The following is a 24386-nucleotide window of genomic DNA, read 5'->3' as shown; positions in this document are numbered from 1 at the left end:
TTATTCCTTCAGGCTGCGGTAATCAGCCAGCAGTTGTGGATCTGACGATTGCGGGCAAAATCCAGAGACAGGGTTTTTTGCGTGATCTCCTGCGCCTTCAGGCCCAGTTGCGCCAGCCCGTTATGATCCATACGGAAACCGCGTTTGTTATTCGAGAACATAATCGTGCCGCCTTTACGCAGCAGACGTTTTAAATCGGTCATCAGACGCAAATGATCCCGTTGCACATCAAACGCGTCGTCCATACGTTTGGAGTTGGAAAAAGTCGGTGGATCGATAAAAATCAGATCAAACTGCTCGGTCGTCTCCCGCAGCCAGCCCAGCACATCAGCCTGCATCAAACGATGCGCGCGTCCGGTTAAACCGTTAAGCCGCAGATTGCGCTCAGCCCACTCAAGGTAAGTGCGTGACATATCAACCGTGGTCGTGGAACGTGCGCCGCCAAGACCCGCGTGAACGCTGGCGCTGCCGGTGTAGGAGAAAAGATTGAGGAAGTCTTTGCCTTTACTCATCTGTCCCAGTGTACGACGGGCAATGCGGTGATCGAGAAACAGTCCGGTATCCAGATAGTCTGTCAGGTTCACCCACAGGCGGGCGTCATACTCCCGGACCGTAATGAATTCTCCCTTCTCAGCCATTTTCTGATACTGGTTTTTCCCTTTCTGTCGTTCGCGGGTTTTCAGCACCAGCTTATTCGGCGCAATACCCAGCACAGCAATAGTGGCGGCGATGATATCAAACAGGCGCTGACGCGCTTTATGCGCATCTACGGTTTTCGGCGGCGCATACTCTTGCACCACCACCCAGTCACCATAACGGTCGATAGCCACGTTATATTCCGGCAGATCGGCATCATACAGGCGATAGCATTCAATCCCTTCCTGACGCGCCCATTTTTCAAATTTTTTCAGATTCTTACGCAGACGGTTAGCGAAATCTTCCGCCATCATCGTCGTTTTTCCACCTTCATTTTCTGCAAGGTGATAGTTTTTCTGCACGCAGTCCAGCGGGCCGTTCTTCGCTTTAAACTGTTTATCCGCCCGTAATTGCAGACAACTCAGCAGATCCGGCGAGGCGCTGAACAGCGACAGATTCCAGCCGCCAAACTGATTTTTCATCGTCCGGCCCAGCAGGCCATGCAGAGCAATCAGCGCCGGTTCACTCTCCAGACGCTCGCCATACGGCGGGTTGCTGATCACAGTACCGTATGGACCTTTCGGCAAAGGATTGCTCAGTTGAGCGACATCTTTAACGTCAAAGGTAATCAGTTCACCAATACCAGCACGGCGGGCGTTACGCTGCGCACGTTCGATAACCCGCGCGTCGACATCAGACCCGTAAAAGCGCGACGCATACCCCGCAAGACCCTGACGGGCGCGAGTTTGCGCGTCGGCTTTCACCTCTTTCCAGATAACCTCATCGTGCTGCGCCCAGCCGCCGAAGCCCCAATGACGACGATGCAAACCTGGCGCCCGATCGGTCGCCAGCATCGCAGCTTCGATCAGTAAAGTACCGGAGCCGCACATCGGATCGAGCAGCGGCGTACCCGCAGCCCAGCCGGAACGCATTACAATCGCCGCGGCAAGGTTTTCTTTGATCGGCGCCATTCCGGTACCATCCCGGTAACCACGCAGGTGCAGGCCCTCACCGCTAAGATCCAGTGAAATATGGGCCGTTTCTTTATTCAGCCAGACGTTAATGCGGAGGTCGGGATTATCGCGATCGACATTGGGCCGCGGAAGATTTTTACGCGTGAAACTATCGACGATCGCATCTTTTACCTTTAGCGCGCCATACTGGCTGTTGCGGATTTCGTCGTTCAGCCCACTAAAATGCACGGCAAACGTTGCCCCGGGGTTGAACATCTCCGTCCAGGGTATCGCCTGGACACCAAGGTAAAGATCCAGATCGCTGTATACATTACACTGGCTCAGCGGCAACATAATCCGTGAAGCCAGCCGACTCCACATCAGGCTTTGATACAGCAAGCGTGTATCCCCCTGAAAATGGACCCCGCCCTGGACCACCTGACACGCCACCGCACCAAGGCCTTCCAGTTCAGATTTTAACAGCTCTTCCAGCCCACGAGCCGTACTGGCAAACAGAGAATTCATATCGTCACTTTTACTAAAAGAAAATTGGTGCGCATTATAGCCAATATGTGCCCTATGTCATAAAGTTAAAGGCTTATTTTTACAGCCTGGGGCAGAGTATGGTAACGCTTTCGCGACTTTTTATTCATCCTGTTAAATCAATGCGAGGACTTGGCCTCAGCCACGCTTATGCTGATATCAGTGGGCTGGCTTTTGATCGCATATTTATGGTGACGGAAACCGATGGCACCTTCATTACTGCCCGTCAGTTCCCGCAAATGGTCAGGTTTACCCCCGCGCTGCGCCATGATGGTCTTCACCTGACCGCGCCAGACGGCAGCAGCGCACTGGTTCGCTTCAGTGACTTTGCTCCGCAACAGGAAGCAACTGAAGTCTGGGGCAACCACTTTACCGCCCTGATTGCGCCATCCCCGATTAATCAATGGCTAAGCGGTTTCTTTAACCGCAGCGTCCAGCTTCGCTGGCTGGGGCCGCAGCTAAGCCGTCGGGTGAAGCACCATGACGCCGTCCCCCTCTCCTTCGCAGACGGTTTTCCCTACCTTCTGGCCAATGAAGCCTCGCTGCGCGACCTGCAAAACCGTTGTCCGGCCAGCGTAAGCATAGAACAATTTCGCCCGAATCTGCTGGTCACCGGTGCAACAGCCTGGGAAGAAGATAGCTGGAAAGTGGTCCGTATCGGCGAGGTTGTTTTTGATGTCGCCAAACCGTGCAGCCGCTGCGTGTTTACGACCGTCAGCCCGGAGCGTGGGCAAAAGCATCCTTCAGGCGAACCGTTAACTACGCTACAAGGGTTTCGCACGGCGCTGGATAGCGGTGATGTCGATTTTGGTCAGAACCTGATCGCGCGTAATAGTGGTGTGGTGCGGGTTGGTGATGAGTTAGAGGTGCTGGTTCACGGCCCGGCTAAAGCTTACGGTGCGGGCGATAGCGATAACCTATTGACGCCCAAAGCCCAACAGAGCGCAACGGTGGCGATTGCATGGCAGGGGCTGAGTTTCACCGGTAATAATCAGCAAATCTTGCTTGAGCAACTGGAACAACAGGGTATTCGCATTCCTTACTCCTGCCGCGCGGGAATTTGCGGTAGCTGTCGTATTCGGCTGGAAGAAGGCGAAGTCAGCGCGCTGAAGAAAAACGCAGTGGCCGCTGATGGTACGATTCTGTGCTGCAGTTGCGTGCCGAAAACTGCCCTGCGGCTGGCGCCTTAAACCGCTTGTCCCAGGCTGTAGCTCACGCCTCCGGGCGCCGGTAGCAGACGGTCGTTCATAATTTTAATTACATCGCCGAGCTGCATGACTCGCCCGGCAAGCGTCAGACCCGGCTGTGCTAACAGGCACAGCGCCGCGTTCTCGCCGGGCTCAACGACCAGCAGATTGACCTGCTGACCGGTATCGCTCAGCCAGGCGCTGGCCGCATCACCGGTAGCGGGCTGCCAGCTCTCTGCGTGAGTTGTGAAATGCCAGCTTTTCGGCATTTGCGGTTTAAGAAAGCGAACGGCGACCAGCGCATTAAGGACTAATTCAGCGCGCTGTTCTTTGGATAATTCAAAGTCGCGACATTTCTCTTCAAATGAAAAATAGAGTGCGGCATCATCCACGCAAAATCCGCAAGGGACAAAAGCGTCAGGCGTCAACATTCGGCGCGGGAAGCGCGACCTGAATAACATACCATTAGCCAGGTCAAGCATCATGCGGTCATGTTCTTCGTCGTAATACCAACGCCAGTTATCGTCAGGTTTAATCCGCATTTATCCCCCCCGTCCTCTTTCACTTCCATCGCGAATAACATGTAAATTGCTACAGAATATTCCCAAAATTAAGAAAAGACTAAAATGTTTAAATAAGCAACAATGAAAGAATATAAAACAACCAGGGCTATAAATAAAGCCCTGGTGAAGTATCAGTAGAAGAAAAGATTAGATATGAGTAACAATTTCTTTAATCAGCGGCGGGCCTTTAAAAATGAATCCGGAATAAATCTGCAGCAGCGTCGCGCCAGCAGCTATCTTTTCCCGTGCCGCAATCACTGAATCAATACCACCAACGCCAATAATTGGCAGGCGGCCATTTAATTCCGCAGACAGCAGGCGAATAATTTCGGTACTCTTCAATTGCAAAGGACGTCCACTAAGTCCACCGGTTTCATCGCAATGTTTCATACCCTGAACCAGCGATCGATCCAATGTGGTATTGGTGGCAATCACACCATCAATATTATGCCGGACTAAACTGTCGGCAACCTGGATCAATTCTTCGGTGGAAAGATCCGGCGCGATCTTTACCGCCACCGGGACATATTTCTGATGCTTCTCCTGCAGCTCACATTGCTTATTTTTAATCGCCGAAAGCAAATCATCCAGCGCATCGCCGTATTGTAAAGTGCGCAGGCCTGGCGTATTCGGCGAGGAGATATTAATGGCAATATATCCGGCGTAAGCATAGATTTTTTCCATACATATCAGATAATCATCTTTGCCTTGCTCAACCGGGGTATCTTTATTTTTACCGATATTAATTCCCAGAACGCCATCAAAATGCGCCTTTTTTACGTTCTCAACCAGGTTATCAACCCCGTGGTTATTAAAGCCCATGCGGTTGATCAAACCTTCGGCATCGACCAGACGGAAGATCCTTGGCTTATCGTTACCCGGCTGCGGGCGCGGCGTCACGGTACCAATTTCGATTGAACCAAAACCCATTGCTCCGAGCGCATCAATACACTCGCCATTTTTATCCAGCCCGGCAGCCAGACCCAGCGGGTTCTTAAATTTGAGTCCCATACAGGTCACCGGCTTTGCAGGCACTTTTTGCCGCACCAACATTTCCAGTGGGGTTCCCGTAATACGGCGTAATTGTTGAAAGGTCACTTCATGAGCGCGCTCAGGATCGAGCTGAAAAAGGGCTTTACGAACGAAGGGGTAGTACATGAACTCTCCTGGATTCCCGGTGTGCAAACCGGGGGCGTATTATGTGCTATCCATCGCGGAAAGGGAATTGACCTGTGACAAAAAATCACCGGTCTGACGCAAACGTTTACTTTTACCACTCGTGTGACACCAGCAAAACGCACTCAGGCGCTGCTGGCGCGACACTGACGGAATTACCGTTTAACCGCCCGGATAAGGCCAGTGACGCCTTATCCGGGAATTACCCCAGCCTTACGCCAGCGCTTTACTGATTTTCTCGAACAGATCGCCGGAGAGATTCTCCAGCCCCTTCAGTTGCTCCAGCGCCGCACGCATCAGCGCCTGCCGCTTCTCATCATAGCGTTTCAGACGAATCAGCGGCTCAATCAGACGCGAAGCGACCTGCGGGTTACGGCTGTTCAGTTCGGTCAGCATCTCCACCAGGAACTGATAACCGCTACCGTCTTCAGCATGGAATGCCGACGGGTTACTGCTGGCAAAAGCGCCAATCAGGGAACGGACACGGTTCGGGTTACTCATGCTGAACGATCGATGATTCAGCAAACCGCGTACCACCTCCAGCACATTCTCTGCCGGGCTGGTGGACTGCAGGATAAACCATTTATCCATGACCAGACCGTCCTGATGCCATTTATCGTCATATTCCTGCATCAGTGCATCACGACACGGCAGTTGTGCCGCCACGGCAGCCCCCAACGCCACCAGCGCATCTGTCATATTATCAGCATGATGATATTGTGCGCGCACCAGTTTATCCGCCAGTTCCGCATCACCAAATGCCAGATAGCGCAGGCAGGTGTTACGTAGAGAACGCTTACCGATGTCGGCATGTTCCACGCGATAGCTGGCAAGTTTGTTGGCGTTGTACACCACCAGGAACTCGTCGGCCAGTTCGTTCGCCAGTGTACGAGTGAGCGCGTCACGTACTGCGGCGATAGCGATCGGATCGATAATCTCGAACAGTTCCGCGATTTCATTGGCTGAAGGCAGAGTCAGGATCTCGGCTGCCAGTGCCGGATCAATCGTCTCATCCAGCAGTATTGCGCGGAACGCATCGGCAACATGGATCGGCAGCGACAGCGGTTGTCCCTGCTGGTGACGGTTGACGTTGAGCTTGATGTAGGTCGCCAGCAGGCTCTGCGCCGCATCCCAGCGAGAAAAATCGTTACGGGCGTGACGCATCAGGAAGGTGAGTTGCTGATCGCTCCACTTATATTCCAGTTTCACCGGCGCGGAGAATTCGCAAAGCAACGCCGGTACCGGCTGGAAGTAGACATTGTCAAAAACAAAGGTCTGCTCCGCCTGGGTCACATTCAGCACCTGATGCACCGGATGACCGCCCTTCTGCAACGGAATCACGTTGCCTTCGTTATCGTACAGCTCAATATCGAACGGGATGTGCAGCGGCAACTTCTCCGGCTGTTCCGCAGTCGGCAAAGTACGCTGGCTGATGGTCAGCGTGTACTGTTCCGTTTCCGGGTTATAGTCGTCATGCACGGTGACAATCGGCGTACCGGACTGGCTGTACCAGCGACGGAAGTGGGACAGGTCGACGTTAGAGGCATCCTCCATCGCCTGGACAAAATCGTCGCAGGTGGCGGCGCTACCGTCGTGGCGTTCAAAATAGAGCTGCATCCCTTTCTGGAAATTCTCTTCTCCCAGCAGGGTATGCAACATACGGATCACTTCCGCCCCCTTCTCATACACCGTCAGGGTGTAGAAGTTGTTCATTTCGATGACCTTCTCCGGGCGAATCGGATGCGCCATCGGGCTGGCGTCTTCGGCGAACTGCAGGCCGCGCATAGTACGCACATTGTTGATGCGGTTGACCGCCCGTGAGCCGAGATCGGAACTAAATTCCTGATCGCGGAAAACGGTCAGACCTTCTTTCAGGCTGAGCTGGAACCAGTCGCGGCAGGTGACGCGGTTACCTGTCCAGTTATGAAAATATTCATGTCCAATAACGCGCTCGATATCAAGGTAGTCTTTATCGGTTGCGGTATCGGTACGCGCCAGTACATATTTAGAGTTAAAGACGTTAAGGCCTTTATTCTCCATCGCCCCCATGTTGAAGAAGTCAACGGCGACGATCATATAGATGTCGAGATCATATTCGAGACCAAAGCGCGTTTCGTCCCACTTCATCGAATTTTGCAGCGAGGTCATTGCCCACGGCGCACGGTCAAGGTTGCCGCGGTCAACGTACAGCTCCAGCGCCACTTCACGCCCTGAGCGAGTGATGAATGTGTCGCGCAGGACGTCGAAATCACCGGCCACCAGCGCAAACAGATAGCACGGTTTAGGGAACGGATCCTGCCACTGGATCCAGTGGCGGCCCCCCTCCAGTTCCCCCTGCGCCACACGGTTGCCATTAGAGAGCAGGAACGGATATTTGGCTTTATCGGCAATGATTTTAGTGGTGAAGCGCGCCAGAACATCCGGGCGGTCCAGATACCAGGTAATATGGCGGAAACCTTCCGCTTCACACTGCGTACACAGCGCTTCGCCTGACTGATACAGCCCTTCCAACGCGGTATTGGCCGCCGGGCTAATCTCATTAACAATAGTCAGAGTGAAATGTTCCGGCAATCCGCTAATGACCAGATGGTTATTTTCTTCTTTATAGTCACTCCACGCTTGACCATCAATCCGCAGAGAAATTAACGTCAGGTCTTCGCCATCAAGACGCAATGGCACATCAGACGTAGCCGCATGGCGTGAGACCTTGCTCTCAGCCGTAACAATGGTTTTTGCGGCATCCAGGTCAAAGGTCAAATCGATATCGCTAATCAGATACTCCGGCGCACGATAGTCGTGGCGGTATTTGGCTTGGGGCTGTTGTGTCATAAAAAACCTTTCGCATCTCCTGTAAAGTGTCGACCCAGTCTATTCCTGTTGCGCAATTCTCGCTATGCAGAATCTTCATCTTTTCAATGCTAAACATGAAAATCGCCACATTCTGATAACATTAGTGGCACGAAATGCACTCGACCCGACGCAAAGCTTGTGGTGTTATCCGTGTTCAATATATTAAACTAGACCTCGCAAATGACCGTCAGCGTCGCTATCGACCGTCGCCGCGGGACAGAGTCGGGTAATACAGGTATACTCCGCCTCCTTTTTTACCGCTTTGGTTTTGATGGAAACGCTCCAGTGAGAGGATGCTACTGCGCACCATGACCCAATTCACTTCTCCTGTATTGCACTCGCTGCTTGATACGGATGCCTACAAGCTGCATATGCAACAGGCTGTCTTCCACCGCTACCATAATGTACAGGTTGCGGCGGAGTTCCGTTGCCGTGGGGATGATTTACTCGGCATCTATGCCGATGCGATTCGCAACCAGGTTGAGACGATGCACGACCTGAAGCTACAGGACGATGAATATCACTGGCTATCGTGCCTGCCCTTCTTTTCGCGTGACTATCTCGACTGGCTGCGCGACTTCCGCTACGACCCGCGCCAGGTATCCGTCAGTAATGACAACGGCAAGCTTAACATTCGCCTTTCCGGCCCCTGGCGCGAAGTCATCATGTGGGAAGTCCCGCTGCTGGCCATGATTAGCGAGCTGGTGCATCACTATCGTTCGCCAGAAATCCACGTTGATCTAGCGCTGGAGACCCTTGAGCATAAGCTGGCCGATTTCAACCGTCTTACGGCTGATATAGATATGTCTCGCTTCCGTTTGATGGATTTCGGCACCCGTCGCCGCTTCTCGCGTGACGTGCAGCAGACCATTGTAAAACGCCTCCAGCAGGAGCCGTGGTTCACCGGCACCAGCAACTACGACCTTGCGCGTCGCCTGAATCTGACGCCAATGGGAACCCAGGCGCACGAATGGTTCCAGGCGCATCAGCAGATCAGTCCGAGCCTGGCAGGCAGTCAGCGCGCGGCTCTCGCCGCCTGGCTGGAAGAGTATCCTGATCAGTTAGGCATCGCGCTGACCGACTGCATTACAATGGATGCCTTCCTGCGTGATTTTGGCCCGGAATTTGCCACCCGTTATCAGGGGCTGCGCCACGATTCCGGCGACCCGGTGGAATGGGGCGAGAAGGCTATCGCCCACTACAAAAAACTGGGTATCGACCCGTTAAGCAAGGTTCTGGTGTTTTCCGATAATCTCGATCTGACGAAGGCGGTCGATCTGTATCGCCACTTTTCTTCGCGGGTGAATCTGAGCTTCGGTATCGGGACCCGTTTAACCTGCGATATCCCGCAGGTTAAGCCGCTCAATATCGTCATCAAGCTGGTGGAGTGCAATGGAAAACCTGTGGCGAAGCTGTCTGACAGTCCGGGGAAAACCATCTGCCACGATAAAGCGTTCGTTCGCGCCCTGCGAAAAGCCTTTGATCTGCCGCCAGTTAAAAAAGCCAGCTAGGGCAGCGTCAGGAAAGAGATGACGGTGATGATTAAGCCTCTGTCCCAACAGCCGTAGCTGGCATCGCCAGTTTGCGCACCGCCTGTGCGCGGAAAGCAAAGCGGACACGCAGTACGTAAGGATTATGTGCTTCAGGCCACATGGAAGTGCGTTCAACACGCAACGCGTTTTTTCGGGTACAGTCCGGGGTAAAATGGCTCGTGAAACCATTCTAATGGGACAGGCCCGACATCGCTTTCTTCGATACCCTCAGGGGAAAACGGGCACTCTCGCCACTTTTATTGCTGAAACACCCCCTCTTCATACGAATTCTGCTTGTCTGATGGAAGATGGCAGGTAACATAGATATCCCCCGCTAAAAGGGGTTACAGATTTTTCTATTGGACTAAAAAGAGAGACTATTATGAGCGTTGTGCCTGTAGCCGACGTACTCCAGGGCCGCGTTGCCGTTGACAGCGAAGTCACCGTGCGCGGATGGGTGCGTACCCGCCGAGATTCTAAAGCTGGCTTTTCATTCCTCGCCGTCTATGACGGTTCCTGCTTTGATCCTGTACAGGCCGTTATTAGTAATTCTCTTCCCAATTACAAAGAAGAAGTGCTGCGCCTGACCACCGGTTGCTCGGTGATTGTGACGGGTAAAGTGGTGGCATCTCAGGGTCAGGGCCAGCGCTTTGAAATTCAGGCCAGCCATGTTGACGTCGCTGGCTGGGTGGAAGACCCGGATACCTATCCGATGGCGGCGAAACGCCACAGCATTGAGTACCTGCGTGAGGTCGCCCACCTGCGCCCGCGCACCAACCTGATTGGCGCAGTGGCGCGCGTTCGCCATACGCTGGCGCAGGCGCTGCATCGTTTCTTTGATGAGCAAGGTTTTTTCTGGGTCTCCACCCCGTTGATTACGGCCTCCGACACCGAAGGCGCAGGGGAAATGTTCCGCGTTTCGACGCTGGATCTGGAAAACCTGCCGCGCAATGACCAGGGCAAAGTCGATTTCGATAAAGATTTCTTTGGTAAAGAGTCATTCCTCACCGTTTCAGGCCAGTTAAACGGCGAAACCTACGCCTGTGCGCTGTCGAAAATCTACACTTTCGGCCCGACTTTCCGTGCCGAAAACTCCAATACCAGCCGCCATCTTGCAGAATTCTGGATGCTGGAGCCGGAAGTGGCCTTCGCCGATCTGGAAGACAACGCCCGCCTGGCGGAAGCGATGCTGAAGTATGTCTTTAAGGCGGTACTGGAAGAGCGTGCGGATGACATGCAGTTCTTTGCCGAGCGTGTCGATAAAGACGCTATCGACCGTCTGCAGCGTTTCGTTTCCGCTGATTTCGCGCAGGTGGATTACACTGATGCGGTGAGTATTCTGGAGAACTGCGGTAAGCCGTTTGAAAACCCGGTGTACTGGGGCGTCGATCTCTCTTCTGAGCATGAACGTTATCTTGCGGAAGAACATTTTAAAGCGCCGGTAGTGGTGAAAAACTACCCTAAAGAGATTAAGGCGTTCTATATGCGCCTTAATGAAGACGGCAAAACCGTCGCCGCAATGGACGTGCTGGCGCCGGGTATTGGCGAAATCATCGGCGGCTCCCAGCGCGAAGAGCGTCTGGACGTGCTGGATGCCCGTATGGCGGAAATGGGGCTGAATAAAGAAGACTACTGGTGGTACCGCGACCTGCGCCGCTACGGCACCGTACCGCACGCAGGATTCGGCCTCGGCTTCGAGCGTTTGATCGCTTATGTAACCGGCGTGCAAAACGTACGTGATGTGATTCCATTCCCGCGAACCCCACGTAACGCGACATTCTGATCCTTTTCCCGCAATAAGCACCAGGCCAGCGTGAGCTGGCCTTTTTTATGTCAATTCTCGTTAACAATTCTCAAGAATTCTAAACATCAACTATCAGGATTAACATTAATGTTACGCACTATTTCGTTCCTGACCGAAGATAAAAACCGCACTTTATGCTCATTAATTAGCAAACTCACTGAATAACTTGTTCATTTATTAACCACTCAGCGCACGCATTGCTAAAACAGACATTGAATAAAAAAAGAGCAAAATATTGACGCAAAATGCGCAAATGCTCTTTTAGGCAAATTAATCATAATTAATTCATATAGATATATAAAGCGCAGTAATTTTCACTTCAAACAGGAACGGAAAGTTGATTGAGTTCACAAAGTTCCCTAAAATACACATTTAGTTACATGATATTTCCTCTTGTTACTTATTTTAGACATTGGTAGCATTTTCAGGGTAGCGAAACGTTGTTCTGGATGGAAAGATGCCTCCAGACACCAAACTATCATCAATAGTTCTGTAAATTTTTATTGACAGAATTTATTGGCGGCAGTGGCAAGTGTTGATAAAAAAATATAAATGAGGGTAATAAATAATGATGAAGCGCAAAATTCTGGCAGCGGTAATCCCTGCCTTGTTGGTTGCCGGTGCAGCTAACGCTGCAGAAATCTATAACAAAAACGGTAACAAACTGGACTTTTACGGAAAAATGGTTGGCGAGCACGTTTGGACTACCAACGGCGACACCAGCAGCGAAGACACCACCTACGCACGTATCGGTCTGAAAGGCGAAACCCAGATCAACGATCAGTTGGTCGGTTACGGTCAGTGGGAATACAACATGGATGCGTCCAACGTTGAAGGTTCTCAGACCACCAAAACTCGTCTGGCTTTCGCAGGCTTAAAAGCGGGTGAATACGGTTCATTCGACTACGGCCGTAACTATGGCGCGATCTACGATGTTGAATCCGCAACCGATATGCTGGTTGAATGGGGTGGCGATGGCTGGAACTACACCGACAACTTCATGACTGGCCGTACCAACGGCGTGGCAACCTACCGTAACTCTGATTTCTTCGGTCTGGTTGATGGTCTGAGCTTCGCCCTGCAGTATCAGGGGAAAAATGATGCCAGCACTCGTGATGTACAGAAACAGAACGGCGACGGCTTCAGCACCGCGGCAACCTACGCATTCGAAAACGGCGTTGCGCTGTCCGCTGGCTATGCAAACTCCAATCGTAGCGGCGATCAGAAAGCTGACGGCCAGGGTAAAAAAGCGGAAGCATGGGCAACCTCTGCTAAATATGACGCCAACAACCTGTACGCTGCGGTCATGTACTCCCAGACTTACAACATGACGCCGGAAAACCAGGACACCTACTTCGCGAACAAAACCCAGAACGTAGAAGCTGTAGTTCAGTATCAGTTCGACTTCGGTCTGCGTCCGTCCATCGGTTACGTACAGACTAAAGGTAAAGACCTGCGCTCTCGCACTGGTTTCTCCGGCGGCGATGCTGACCTGGTTAAATACATCGAAGTGGGTAGCTGGTACTACTTCAACAAGAACATGAACGTCTATGCAGCGTACAAATTTAACCTGCTGGACGACAACGATTACACCCGTGCTGCCGGCGTTGCAACCGACGACCAGGCTGCTGTGGGTATCGTTTACCAGTTCTAATCTGCAGTACACCCCTTCGTGATATGCCTAAAAAGCAGGACTTCGGTCCTGCTTTTCTGCATTCCTGAGATAAAAATCGTAACTTTCGAAAACCTTCTCGCTTTTTGTCGCAAACGGTTGGCAATTTGTAGTTCTCCCGTTACCCTGATAGCGGATTTCCCTTCAGTTATCACAATGGAACCTCATCATGTTTGAGAACATTACTGCCGCCCCTGCTGACCCTATTCTGGGCCTGGCCGATCTATTTCGTGCCGATGACCGCCCGGCAAAAATTAACCTTGGAATTGGTGTTTATAAAGATGAAACAGGTAAGACACCGATCCTGACATGCGTGAAAAAAGCAGAACAATATCTGCTGGAAAATGAAACTACCAAAAATTATTTGGGTATTGATGGTATTCCTGAATTTGGTCGCTGCACGCAGGAACTGCTGTTTGGCAAAGGAAGCGCGATTATTAATGATAAACGCGCTCGTACTGCCCAAACTCCGGGCGGTACCGGTGGTTTGCGCGTTGCGGCAGACTTCCTGGCGAAAAAAACCGACGCCAAACGCATTTGGGTCAGTAACCCGAGCTGGCCGAACCATAAAAGCGTGTTCGAATCAGCCGGGCTGGAAGTTCGCGAATACAGCTATTACGATGCAACCCACCATCAACTCGACTTCGACGGGCTGCTGGCGAGCCTGAATGAAGCGCAGGCGGGCGATGTCGTTCTGTTCCACGGCTGCTGCCATAACCCAACTGGTATCGATCCGACGCTGGAACAGTGGCAGCAGTTGGCTCAGCTTTCCGCCGGGAAAGGCTGGCTACCGCTGTTCGACTTTGCCTATCAGGGATTTGCCCGCGGTCTGGAAGAAGATGCTGAAGGTCTGCGTGCGTTCGCGGCACTGCATAAAGAACTGCTGGTCGCCAGCTCCTATTCGAAAAACTTCGGCCTGTACAACGAGCGCGTCGGCGCCTGTACGTTAGTGGCTGGCGATCAGCAAACCGTTGACCGCGCCTTCAGCCAGATGAAGTCCGTGATCCGCGCTAACTATTCTAACCCACCGGCCCACGGCGCATCGGTGGTGGCGACGGTTCTCAGCAATGATGCACTACGCGCGATCTGGGAGCAGGAACTGACCGATATGCGCCAGCGTATTCAACGCATGCGTCTGCTGTTCGTTAATACTCTGCAGGAAAAAGGCGCCAGCCGTGATTTCTCTTTCATCTCACAGCAAAACGGAATGTTCTCGTTCAGCGGTCTGAGCAAAGAGCAGGTACTGCGTCTGCGTGAAGAGTTCGCGGTTTATGCCGTCGCGTCCGGACGAATTAATGTCGCCGGTATGACCCCAGACAACATGGCTCCGCTGTGCGAAGCAATTGTCGCGGTGCTGTAACCCTCCTGTAGCGGGAAAAAACAAAGGGCCGCATCTGCGGCCCTTTGGCATTCTGTGGCCCATATCAATTATTACCAGACCGGCATTTCATCCTGCAGGAAAGGGTTGTGCAGACGCTCATAACCGAGAGTTGACTCGGGGCCATGACCGGGGATAAACGACACATCATCGCCCAGCGGCAATAATTTACGCTTTATAGCCTCTATCAGTTGGCCATGATTGCCGCGCGGGAAGTCGCTGCGCCCTACTCCGCCTTTAAAAATCACATCGCCAGAAATCAGCAGACGGGAAGTCTCATCAAAGAAGACGACATGTCCAGGCGTATGGCCGGGACAGTGCAGCACCTGTAGAGACACATTGCCCACGCTAACCACATCGCCTTCATTCAGCCAGCGATCCGGCTGCAACGGTGGACAATCTTCCAGACCAAACATCCGGCTTTGCGCGGGCAATCCTTCCAGCCAGAACTCATCTTCTTTTTCCGGACCGATAATCGGCACAGCATAGTGTTGCGCCAGCTCAGCCGCAGCGCCAACATGATCAAGATGACCGTGCGTAAGCAGGATCTGCGTCAGGCAAACGCCCGCTGCGGTAACCGCTTGTTTGATCCGTTCAGCGTCACCACCGGGATCGACCAGCGCCGCCAGCCGGGTTTGTTCACACCAGATTAAGGAACAATTCTGCGCGAACGCGGTAACCGGAATAATACGATAGTTCATGATGCTCCTTTCGTTACCAGTGCCGTACTGGACCGGTATCAATATGCACAAAGTTGCTACGTGGATAGTATCCTACACCACCAGCGCGCATAGATAACGCCGCTTTGCGAACATTGCTTAACGAAATACCTTCAATATGGAAATCCATGGCCTGGCCCTTAGTGTGGTAGCTATGTTTTGCCACACCGCGACTCCGTGCGCGAAGCTCATTATTGGTATCAACAGAACGATAACCAGAAATAAGCTGGACAGGTTTATTGGTGCCAAGTAATCCCTGCAAGCGATAGAGCTGATCGAACAAACCAGGATCGATAGATTTAATCTTATTCGCGCGATAATCGCGGAAAAAGTGGTTAAGTCTTGCTAATTCATCCTGAATATAGCCTCTGCCATCGAAAAACTCTGCCTTGAGTGATTCACCAGTATGCAGGTTATTCAGCGTCAAAATACGCGGTCGGGAGGTCGAGAGGGTGGCAAATGCCGGCGCAGGCAGAATGGCAGCAGCACCGAGGGCAGCACCACCTAACGCCAGCAGTTTGCGGCGATTAGCGTCAAATTTGTCCATGATAATCAGGTCTACAGGTAAATGAATCGTAATATATTTTTCCGCTAACTCCCCCGTTAGCCGCAGGCAGACAATGGTTCCGTTGGTGGCTAATAAATCTCAACCACAGAACATGTTCTGCATACCGCCGCAGCAGTTTGCGGAATGATATATATAGCCGTCATAGATCACGTTGCTGATACGTTAACTACACGCATTCACCCGAATATCTTACCGGAACACCTGCAACGCGAATTATTTTGGCTATATATGCACTTCTGGCGCACGAAAAGCACCTTACCGGGCATTATTGCCAACGTCAAGGCAGCCTCTCCCCAGTAAACACGGGCCTTACAGACAATAAGGCCCGTTTTCACACAGGAATAAGACAACCGAATTCGTTGAACTACTTCATTTATCTGATTAATTGTTCGGCTTTTGCCAGGATTTGTGCGCTGGATCGCGCGGTGAGATCGTAATTGTAAATATCTGTTCGATATTGTGTACGCCCGTCCGCGCCGACAAATGCGGTCAAATAATAGAGATTAACCGGAATGTTCTGACGAATATTAACGTAGCGCGTATTCCCCTGTTTGAGCGCATCTGAAATTCGTGCATCGTTCCAGCCCGCATCCTGCAAAAGCATATTCGCCAGCTCCGAGGCTTTATTTACACGCACACATCCTGAGCTTAACGCCCGTACATCTTTCTGGAACAGGTTATGGTTCGGCGTATCATGTAGATAAATCGCGTCCGAACTTGGCATATTGAATTTATATCGCCCCAGAGAGTTGTGCGCGCCAGGCGCCTGCTGGAAGCGGAACGGCAAATTCGACGCCGTTATCGTCTCCCAGTCAACCTGCCAGGGGTCGATCGCCTCTTTACTATTCCAGCCACGCAACACCGTATAACCGTGCTGTTCAAGATAGCCAGGGTTATTGCGTACCTTTGGCAGGATATCTTTGCGCGCCAGCGTTGGAGGTACATTCCACGGTGGGTTAACCACCACATTATTCAGCGCACTACTCATCATCGGCGTTTTGCGATCCGGACGGCCAACAATAACCCGCGATGCCAGCACCTGACTGCCATTCTGGTAATAAACCAGCGAGAAAGCAGGAATGTTCACCATAATGACGGTTGAAAGATTACCCGGCAGCAGGCGCAAACGCTGAATGTTCAGCGCCAGCACCCCGGCGCGCTGCGCGGGCGAAACGTTAAGCCAGTCGCGAGTAGACTGGCCAATCACGCCATCGACACCCAATCCCTGCCACGCCTGAAAACGCTTAACGCCTGCAACTAACTGACGATCGTACACGCCACGATCGTTATTCTGCCTCTTTTTCCCGGCAGATGAACTGACCGCCTCGCCGGGCAAAACAATTTTGGCGGCATCATCCAGCATACCGGTGCGCTGTAAAATTTCACGCAGCGCACCGACATCATTGCTCCATTCACCGGGACGTAACGCTCTCTTGCTGATCAGCTGCGGCCATGGGCGGGAATCAGCAACCAGCGCCAGTAGCGCCTGGTGCATAGCGGCGTATTGCGGATGCTGCGGCGCCAGACCGGCAATAAACTGCGGCAACGAACCGTTATCCAGCGCCAGTTGCCACTGGTTAATGACCGACAGCGGCGGCGTCGACATCACGTAGGGTTTTGTACCATACAGCCAACGGTTGCCCTGAGTTGGAATGCCGCTAATAAAATACAGATAGCCCATCATGGCGTCTGATAGCACAATATCACGCGCCATGCCGTTCACCGAAGGATCGGTCAATAACTCGACCCAGGTGGTAAACTGCGGCTGAAATCCGGCGATAGCGACTTCAGCCAGCTGCTGTTGAAACGCCTGTACCGCCTCACGATTATCCCACATCGGCTTCATGCCTCTCGCTGCATACAGCGAGACCAGCGGATTGATAAATACGGGTTGATACCCGGATGGCAGCAGCACCTGAATCTCGGCGCGGCTTTTTGCCGCCGCATCAGCAGGAAGCGTCTGCTCGCCAGCCATCTTCTCGACCGCCGCCGACTGACTGGCGCTCTGACTCAGCGCGGACGATATCTCGCCAATCGCCGCGGAGCTATCTGCTGGTACAACTTCAGGCTCTTCGGCCTGGACCTTAAACAGTGGAGCAAATGCAAAAACCAGGCTCAGGCTGAGCACTGATAATTGACGACCATACCGTTTCTTTAGCAACATCCCTTGCCCCCTGTTAACACATTGCTGCCCACAAAAATGGAGCTTAAATTCAGTATATGAAGATGAAAACGCGTTTGCCTTCCCAAATGTAAAGAAGTTAAAAGATTATACAATCCTAAAATCGCGTTACCGCTAACAAAAAGGGCGACATCGCGCCGCCCTTGTGTCTGGTCATTGAATAACCTTATGAAGCGTTTGCCGTTCCCGGCAGCGTTTCGGGCAGCTGTGGTGCAAAGCCGCGCAGCCCCACCACATGCACATGCTCGTGATTATTCACCACCTTACGCACCAGTTTATAGGTGGTGCCTTTTTCCGGGCTGATGTTTTCCGGCGCCGCGATAATTAACTGCATCTCCAGACGATCGCACAACTCAAATAGCGTGGCGATAGAGCGGGCATCCAGACGCGCCGCCTCATCAAGAAACAGCAGACGGCAAGGAGAGATATCCTTACCGCGCAGGCGCAGGGATTCATCTTCCCAGCTCTGCACCACCATCACCAGAATCGACATCCCGGTACCGATAGCCTCGCCGGTAGAAAGCGCTCCGGATTCCGCGCGCAGCCAGCCGTCTGAGCCACGGTTAACTTCCACTTCCATTTCCAGATAGTTGCGGTAATCCAGCAGCTCTTCGCCAATGGTTTGCGGCGTACGCTGCCCCATATCAATCTGCGGATTCAGGCGCTGATAAAGTTTCGCCAGCGCTTCCGAGAAGGTCAGACGGTTGCTGTTGAACAGATCCTGATGCTGTTCATGTTGTTCTGACAGCACGCCCAGCAGCATCGCGTGAGTTTCCCGCACGTTGACGTTCAGACGCACGCTGTTGACCTGACCGAAGGAAACGCTCTGTAGCCCCTGGTTGAGCATACGAATACGGTTCTGCTCGCGCTGGATGGTCTTACGAATGATGTTGGCCACGCTACGGGAGCTGATGGCCAGCTTCTGCTCGCGGTTGGTCAGCTCTTCCGTCAGGCGGCTGAGTTCGATCTCCATCTGCTCAATCGCTTCCACCGGATCGTCGGTACGGATGATATCCTGACGAATACGTTCGCGCAGATGCTGATAAACAGCGACAAAGAACTGAATTTTGCGTTCCGGGCGCTTCGGATCTTCAGAAATACGCAGCACATCGCGCAAATGTTCGTTATCGGCCACCGCCAGACGCAGCGCGCCGAGCGCCTTATCCGACATTGAACGCAGTTCATCAGCGGAGAGGTAAGCCAGCTCGCGACGGTGCAGACGACGCTCCACACCGTTGTCTTTCACCAGCCGCATCACCGCACACCAGCCCGCTTTGGCGCTAACCACCTGTTCGCGCATCTCACAATAATCGCGATCCAGCTTACGCAGCTTGCGGGTCAGGTTGTCCATTTCCGCTTCGCAGAAGGTTAGCGCTTTTTCTAACTGATTACGCCGCGCACGGTTGTTGCTGAGCTGCGCGTGGAGCTCATCGCGGCGCAGACGGGCGCGCTCTTCGGCACCGGCGTCAGCGCGTACGCCGATATCCTGAAGCTCCTTATGCAGATCATTGAGCAGTTCTTTTTTGGTGTCATACGAGCTTTTCAGCGACGCCAGCACCTGATTGTACTGGTTGAGCTGCGTAGCGTGAGTACGCAGCGCTTCACGGGCGCGGGCGCGTTCCGCTTCCGCCTGCTCCAGACGCTGGCGCAGTTTCTCGTTGAGATCGCTATTACCGCTTAGCATCTCTGCAGAGTCAGAATAGCTAAAATGAGCCCGGCGCTGCACCACTTCACTCAGCGCAAACGCCTGTTGGCGCGCATCGCGCTGGGTCTGCTGCGAATACGCATAATCTTCTTTCAGTTGTTCAAACTGTTCCGGATCGCTCTGGAGAACAGAAACCATCGGCTCCAGCTTCGCCAGTTGATTGCCATGCTGCTGCACGAAACGCGCGGCTTCCTGCGCTTCATCAAGGCGCGCCTGAATTTCATCAACGCGATCGGCCAGCGAGTCATCAGCCAGCAGATTCAGACGCGGCAGCAGGCGGTTCAAAGCGGAAACGCCCTCTTTTGCCTGCTCGTACTGCACGCGGTTCTGCTGATTATCGCTCTCGTGCGCGCTCAGCGCCCGCTCCAGCTCGCCGCGACGGGTATTGAGTTTGCGAATTTCTTCTTCCGGGTCGTCCTCAAAGGCTACCGCCAGATGATTGCCGATAAAACGGCTGAAAGCCTGATGCAGGCGCTGCGTTTTTTGCACATCAAACGACAGCGTCGCAAAACGCTCAGAGAGGCTTTCGCGCTCGGCGTGCAGCATTTCAACGCGGCTTTCGCGAGCGGCGCGGCCAAACAGCGGCAGCGTCGGAAAACGTGAATAGCGCCACTGACGATCGGCAATTTTAACGACAACCGCTTTTTCCAGCTCATCGACACTGAATACGCTGTCATCAAATGACTGCGGATCCCCTTCGATCAAATAGAGATCTTCAGGACAATCTTCCAGCCCTTCCAGTTGTTCAGCGATGAGTGACAGATCCGGCACGACTATCGCGTGGCGCGACGGGCCATATAACGCGGAGAAGTACGGAGCATCATCGAGGCTAACGTCGTCATAGATTTCTGACAGCAGCACGCCGCCGAAACGTTCCGCAAGGGCATTCAGACGCGGATCTTCCGAACCGCCCGGCTGGCTGAGGCGCTCAATTTCTTCATCGATAGCACGCTTGCGGGCGCCCACGTCGTCACGCTCGACGATGGCCTCCCGTTCGCGCTCCAGCAGTTGCTGAAGATATTCGGTGACGTCCTGGCTTGATTCAAACTGCTCGCCGCTCTGCTCGCACAGCTGATTGAGGCTGTTCTGCGCCGCCAGCCAAATGGGCGCGCGACGCATCAGGGTTTGCGTGCGCGATTGCAGTTGTTCCAGTTCCTGACGCAGGGCCATCCGCCGTTCGCTGGCGGTGGAAACGCTGTCGGAGAGCGAGGCTATGCGGGCTTCCAGCTCCTGGTGCAGGGCTTCCAGTTCGTCAATATCGTAGCGTTTGCCCTGGCGCTTACAAAACTCATTCAGCTGGCGCTCGGCATCCTGCTGTTCACGCAGGCGCTGTTCCAGTTCCGTCAGACGGCTGCGCAGCCCGGAAGCTTGTTCTGCCTGATGCCGTTGATTGACGCCCTCGCGCAGCAGTTCGCGCGCCACGTCCCAGGCTTCATTACGCGCCAACGGACCGTTGATCTCCGCCACCAGTTGGTACGCCTGTTCAAACTGACTGTGCGCGGTCTGCGCCACGCTTATTTTCTGTTCCAGCGACAGCATTTTCTCCGTCGCTTCCTGCTCTTTCGCCTGGAAGGTTTCCAGCCACTGGTCGGCGCTCTCCGGAGTTAAATCCGGCAGGTGACACAGGGCTTTTGCCCGTTCCAGCGCCTGTAGCGCCTGATTGTACTGAATCGCACGGGTCTGCTGCACATCCAGCGCCTGCTGATAGTCGGCAAGCTGGTTTTTCAGCTCATCCACTTCCAGCTCGGCGGCCTCGGCGCGGGCTTCGTTCTCTTCCTGACGATCCGCCGCTTCGGCAACGACTTCATTTTGCTCTTCGAGACGAATTTGCAGTTCGTCAAGATCCGCCTCATAGCGCTCGATTTTTTCCTGCTGACGCAGCGCGGTCTGCACCAGGTTCAGATGGTCACTGGCAGCCTGATAATCGGCTTCCAGATCGCCTTCCGCACCGTTATGCTCCTGTAACTCGCGCGCCATATCAACGTGCTTGTACTGTTCAGCGGCAAGCTGTGACCGGGAGGTAAACAGCTCGCGACGATATTCCAGCGCTTTGTCGAGATGAATGCGTCGCTCATTGGCGTGACGCATATAATCAGCCGCGACATAGTTGGTGGCTTCGCTGATCAGATGTTTGAACAGATCGCGGTCAGACTGCGTGACGCGGATGGCTTCCAGCGTCATGCGGTTTTCACGCAGCGCCGCTTCCATATCCTGGAACGCTTTGCGCACGCCGCTGTTTTCCGGCAGCAGGTAGTCGCGCAACGAGCGGGTAATGGTGCTCGAAATCCCGCCGTACAGAGAAGCTTCAATCAGGCGATAGTATTTGCTACGGTCCGAGGCTGAGCGCAGACGGCGGGCCACCACGCCAAGATCGAACATCAGCGAGTGATACTCGGTAATGGAGTTAAACTGTTTGAACTGCACCCCTTCCATCGCTTCGAGCTTCTCTTTCAGCTCGTTGAGCGTCACCACCCGCGCCTGACGTTCGTTAAGGGTTTCGGTCAGCAACTGAGTTGGCTGAATGGCGGTGGGCAGACCCTGAATAGCAAAAGGCTTGATATCGACCTTGCGATCGCGACCGGCGACCTGCTGCAGACGCACCCCAACCACCACGCGCTGGTGGCGAGAATTAATAACGTCCAGCACCGAATAACAGACCCCGGCACGCAGCTTACCGTGCAGGCCTTTATCGCGCGAACCGCTGGTCGCACCGGCTTCCGTGGTATTGCGGAAGTGCAGCAGCGTCAGATCCGGGATCAGCGCGGTGACGAAAGCCGCCATCGTGGTGGATTTACCGGCACCGTTACCGCCGGAAAGCGTGGTCACTAATTCATCAAGATCAAAGGTACGGGCAAAAAAACCGTTCCAGTTAACCAGCGTCAGCGAGCGAAATTTTCCGCGTTCAATCATTACTCTTCCTCCCCGCTATCCGGCTGATTCTCTTCATTCTCGTCATTGAGCTGCAGGCGATTTTCCAGCGCCATGGCTTCACCATCGCGGATCATCCGCAGCTGCGCTTCGCGCGGATCGTCGCCGACGCGAACGTCAGCGCCGAAGCGGAAGACCGATTCAGTTATGCGGAATTTGCTGCTGTCGTGGCCCATAAACCACACCATGCCGAGACGACGTAAGCGATTGAGCGAGGCGCGCATCTTCTCCTGTAGCTTCTGCCGATCGAGATCGGAACCGGTGGAGCGGTTGTTAACCAGCTTCAGCAATTTGGCTTCATCCGCCAGGGTCAGCAGCTCGTCGTAAAGCTCCTGCTGAGTGAAGATACCTTCGTTAGCCAGACGCTCCGGGCTGAGGTAGAGGTAGCAAAGAATTTTGCCGACCATCATATCCAGCTCTGAAAGCACTGAGCGTGGGATCAGCGTGGTCGAACGCGGGCGCAGATAGAAAAAGCCCTCCGGCGCGCGAATCAGCTCAACGTTGTAGCGAGCATAAAACTCTTCCAGGTAATCCTGAAAATCCATTAAAAATGCGTGATTATCCAGCTCGTCAAGGCCGATATGACGGCCCGAGCGCAGGGCGCTATCCAGCGCCGGAAATAACGGATTAGCCAACGCTTGCGCCAGTTTAACCGGCATCACTTGTTCAATATTTGTCGATGACATGCGCCTGTACCTTGGCTCCGTAATCATTAATCGGCTGCCATTTTGCCGGCAGTCCGGTGAAATCTGCTTGCGCTACGCCCAGACGTACCGCCTGGTCGACAACAATTCGCGCAACATCAAAGTGGCGCGCACGCGGATACTGCGCCAGATATTCGCGAACCACCAGGCCGAGATCCAGCGGCACTCCTTTCTCTTTGTAAACCGCCAGTTGCCCTTCAATAAGCGCCGCAAGCTGTTCGCGAATTTCGTTAAACTCTTCGTACTCCAGATCCGCAGGAAGTTCCCCGGTCACCTCTTCATCGTGCAGCGCCATCTCTTCATCGCGCATATCAAGCAGACGATCGGCATTGGCATGGATTAGCGCCCATGGCGCGTCAAAGTAGGTTTGCACCGACTGACGCAGGCGCTGGGCGAAGACGCGATTTTTATCCATATCAATGGCGGTACGGATAAATTTATGCACATGGCGATCGTAGCCGATCCACAGGTCAATCGCCTGCTGGCCCCAGCTAACGATACGGTCCAGCTTACTTTGCAGATCGAACACCAGACGATCGATAAAATTCAGATCGTCACGCGCCATGGTTGAGTCCTGAATGCGCAGCAGGTTCGCCTGTAATTTATCGCCCGCGGCATCCAGCGTATCCTGCAGTTCACGCAGGGTACCAGACGTTTCAGACAACAGCAGCTCACAGCTGGAAATCGCCGCCCGCCAGTCTTTGTTCAACAACTGGGCAATATCATCTTTCACCAGTTGCTGCTGCTCATCCATGATCCGTTGAGTCAGGTCGATACTGTCAAAGATTTCCGCCACCGAGTATTTCAGCGGAGCGAAAACGTTGCGATGCCAGTGGAATTCATCGCCGCCCTCTTCCGCCGAGTCGGCGGCGCGTTTAAGCTCACCGGCAACGATTGATAGCTGCATCGACAGGCGCAGCGTGGAGAATTCGCGCTGGCGAATATAGTAATCGGTGATCCCGATCCCTAACGGCGTCAGGCGATAAATGGCATTCCCTTCGGTGATTTCGCTGGTAAAGCGGTTCAGCAGACGCTGGCGCACCATATCGTTAATCGCATTATTGGCGCGCTGGCTGATGGTTTCGCTGGTCTGCTCAAACGCATCACTGACGTGGCGGAACGCATCCACCAGTTCTCCCTCGGTCATTTCCCCTTCCATCCGCTCACCGTTCAGGGTGGCAATTGCCAGCAGGAAAGAGAGTCTGTCGACCGGCAGCGCAATAGAAAAATCATTTTTCCTGGCCCAGGCAACCAGTTCGGGGACTGTCTGGGAAAATTCACTCATA

The 24386-nt window shown here is 53.5% G+C and carries 15 protein-coding genes; 5 read left to right on the top strand and 10 right to left on the bottom strand.

Going from position 1 to position 24386, the window contains the following annotated elements; all coding sequences use genetic code 11:
* Positions 1-8 precede the first annotated feature (8 nt).
* Positions 9-2114: a bifunctional 23S rRNA (guanine(2069)-N(7))-methyltransferase RlmK/23S rRNA (guanine(2445)-N(2))-methyltransferase RlmL gene (gene rlmKL, locus FE839_RS08995; RefSeq protein ID WP_138360493.1), complete on the bottom strand. Its 2106-nt coding sequence runs from the start codon at positions 2112-2114 to the stop codon at positions 9-11.
* Positions 2115-2212: 98 nt separating this feature from the next.
* On the opposite strand from rlmKL, the gene FE839_RS08990 reads away from it, so the two are divergent.
* Positions 2213-3322 (top strand): YcbX family protein, encoded by a 1110-nt coding sequence (locus tag FE839_RS08990; RefSeq protein ID WP_138360492.1) that lies wholly within the window; start codon positions 2213-2215, stop codon positions 3320-3322.
* On the opposite strand, the gene zapC is transcribed toward FE839_RS08990, so the two are convergent.
* The 3 genes from zapC to pepN all read right to left on the bottom strand — a co-directional run bounded on the left by zapC (position 3319) and on the right by pepN (position 7887).
* Positions 3319-3861, bottom strand: a complete 543-nt coding sequence (gene zapC, locus FE839_RS08985) for a cell division protein ZapC (protein WP_138360491.1) — start codon at positions 3859-3861, stop codon at positions 3319-3321. The two genes, FE839_RS08990 and zapC, sit on opposite strands and share 4 nt — an antisense overlap.
* Before the next feature lie 168 nt (positions 3862-4029).
* Positions 4030-5040, bottom strand: a complete 1011-nt coding sequence (gene pyrD / locus FE839_RS08980; RefSeq protein ID WP_138360490.1) for a quinone-dependent dihydroorotate dehydrogenase — start codon at positions 5038-5040, stop codon at positions 4030-4032.
* 231 nt (positions 5041-5271) lie between these two features.
* Complete coding sequence (gene pepN, locus FE839_RS08975) at positions 5272-7887, bottom strand: aminopeptidase N (RefSeq protein WP_138360489.1); 2616 nt, start codon at positions 7885-7887, stop codon at positions 5272-5274.
* 329 nt (positions 7888-8216) lie between these two features.
* On the opposite strand from pepN, the gene pncB reads away from it, so the two are divergent.
* The 4 genes from pncB (at position 8217) to FE839_RS08955 (ending at position 14276) form a co-directional block, all read left to right on the top strand.
* Positions 8217-9419, top strand: coding sequence for a nicotinate phosphoribosyltransferase (pncB, locus tag FE839_RS08970; RefSeq protein WP_138360488.1), 1203 nt, complete (start codon positions 8217-8219; stop codon positions 9417-9419).
* A gap of 403 nt (positions 9420-9822) precedes the next feature.
* On the top strand, positions 9823-11223 hold the full coding sequence (gene asnS / locus FE839_RS08965) for an asparagine--tRNA ligase (protein ID WP_138360487.1): 1401 nt from the start codon (positions 9823-9825) through the stop codon (positions 11221-11223).
* A gap of 589 nt (positions 11224-11812) precedes the next feature.
* Positions 11813-12898, top strand: a complete 1086-nt coding sequence (locus FE839_RS08960; protein ID WP_138360486.1) for a porin — start codon at positions 11813-11815, stop codon at positions 12896-12898.
* A gap of 187 nt (positions 12899-13085) precedes the next feature.
* A complete protein-coding gene (locus tag FE839_RS08955) occupies positions 13086-14276 on the top strand; it encodes an amino acid aminotransferase (protein ID WP_138360485.1) in 1191 nt (396 codons plus the stop codon).
* Positions 14277-14347: 71 nt separating this feature from the next.
* Here FE839_RS08955 and FE839_RS08950 read toward each other — a convergent pair whose 3' ends face one another.
* From FE839_RS08950 to mukF, 6 genes are all read right to left on the bottom strand, one after another.
* A complete protein-coding gene (locus tag FE839_RS08950) occupies positions 14348-14995 on the bottom strand; it encodes an MBL fold metallo-hydrolase (RefSeq protein ID WP_138360484.1) in 648 nt (215 codons plus the stop codon).
* A gap of 13 nt (positions 14996-15008) precedes the next feature.
* Entirely contained in the window at positions 15009-15560 is a 552-nt protein-coding gene (gene mepK, locus FE839_RS08945; protein ID WP_138360483.1) for a peptidoglycan L,D-endopeptidase MepK, read from the bottom strand.
* A gap of 394 nt (positions 15561-15954) precedes the next feature.
* Entirely contained in the window at positions 15955-17745 is a 1791-nt protein-coding gene (ldtD, locus tag FE839_RS08940) for a L,D-transpeptidase (protein WP_138360482.1), read from the bottom strand.
* Positions 17746-17929: 184 nt separating this feature from the next.
* Entirely contained in the window at positions 17930-22378 is a 4449-nt protein-coding gene (gene mukB, locus FE839_RS08935) for a chromosome partition protein MukB (protein WP_138360481.1), read from the bottom strand.
* Positions 22378-23082: a chromosome partition protein MukE gene (gene mukE / locus FE839_RS08930; RefSeq protein WP_138360480.1), complete on the bottom strand. Its 705-nt coding sequence runs from the start codon at positions 23080-23082 to the stop codon at positions 22378-22380. The genes mukB and mukE overlap by 1 nt, the downstream gene beginning before the upstream one ends.
* Complete coding sequence (mukF, locus tag FE839_RS08925) at positions 23063-24385, bottom strand: chromosome partition protein MukF (RefSeq protein WP_138360479.1); 1323 nt, start codon at positions 24383-24385, stop codon at positions 23063-23065. Before mukF ends, mukE begins: the two co-directional genes overlap by 20 nt.
* Between the last annotated feature and the right edge of the window lies 1 nt (position 24386).

Origin of the sequence: Klebsiella indica, from assembly GCF_005860775.1 — a bacterium.
In the GTDB taxonomy this organism is placed as follows: domain Bacteria; phylum Pseudomonadota; class Gammaproteobacteria; order Enterobacterales; family Enterobacteriaceae; genus Klebsiella; species Klebsiella indica.
This window is presented reverse-complemented; position numbering and strand designations above follow the sequence as displayed.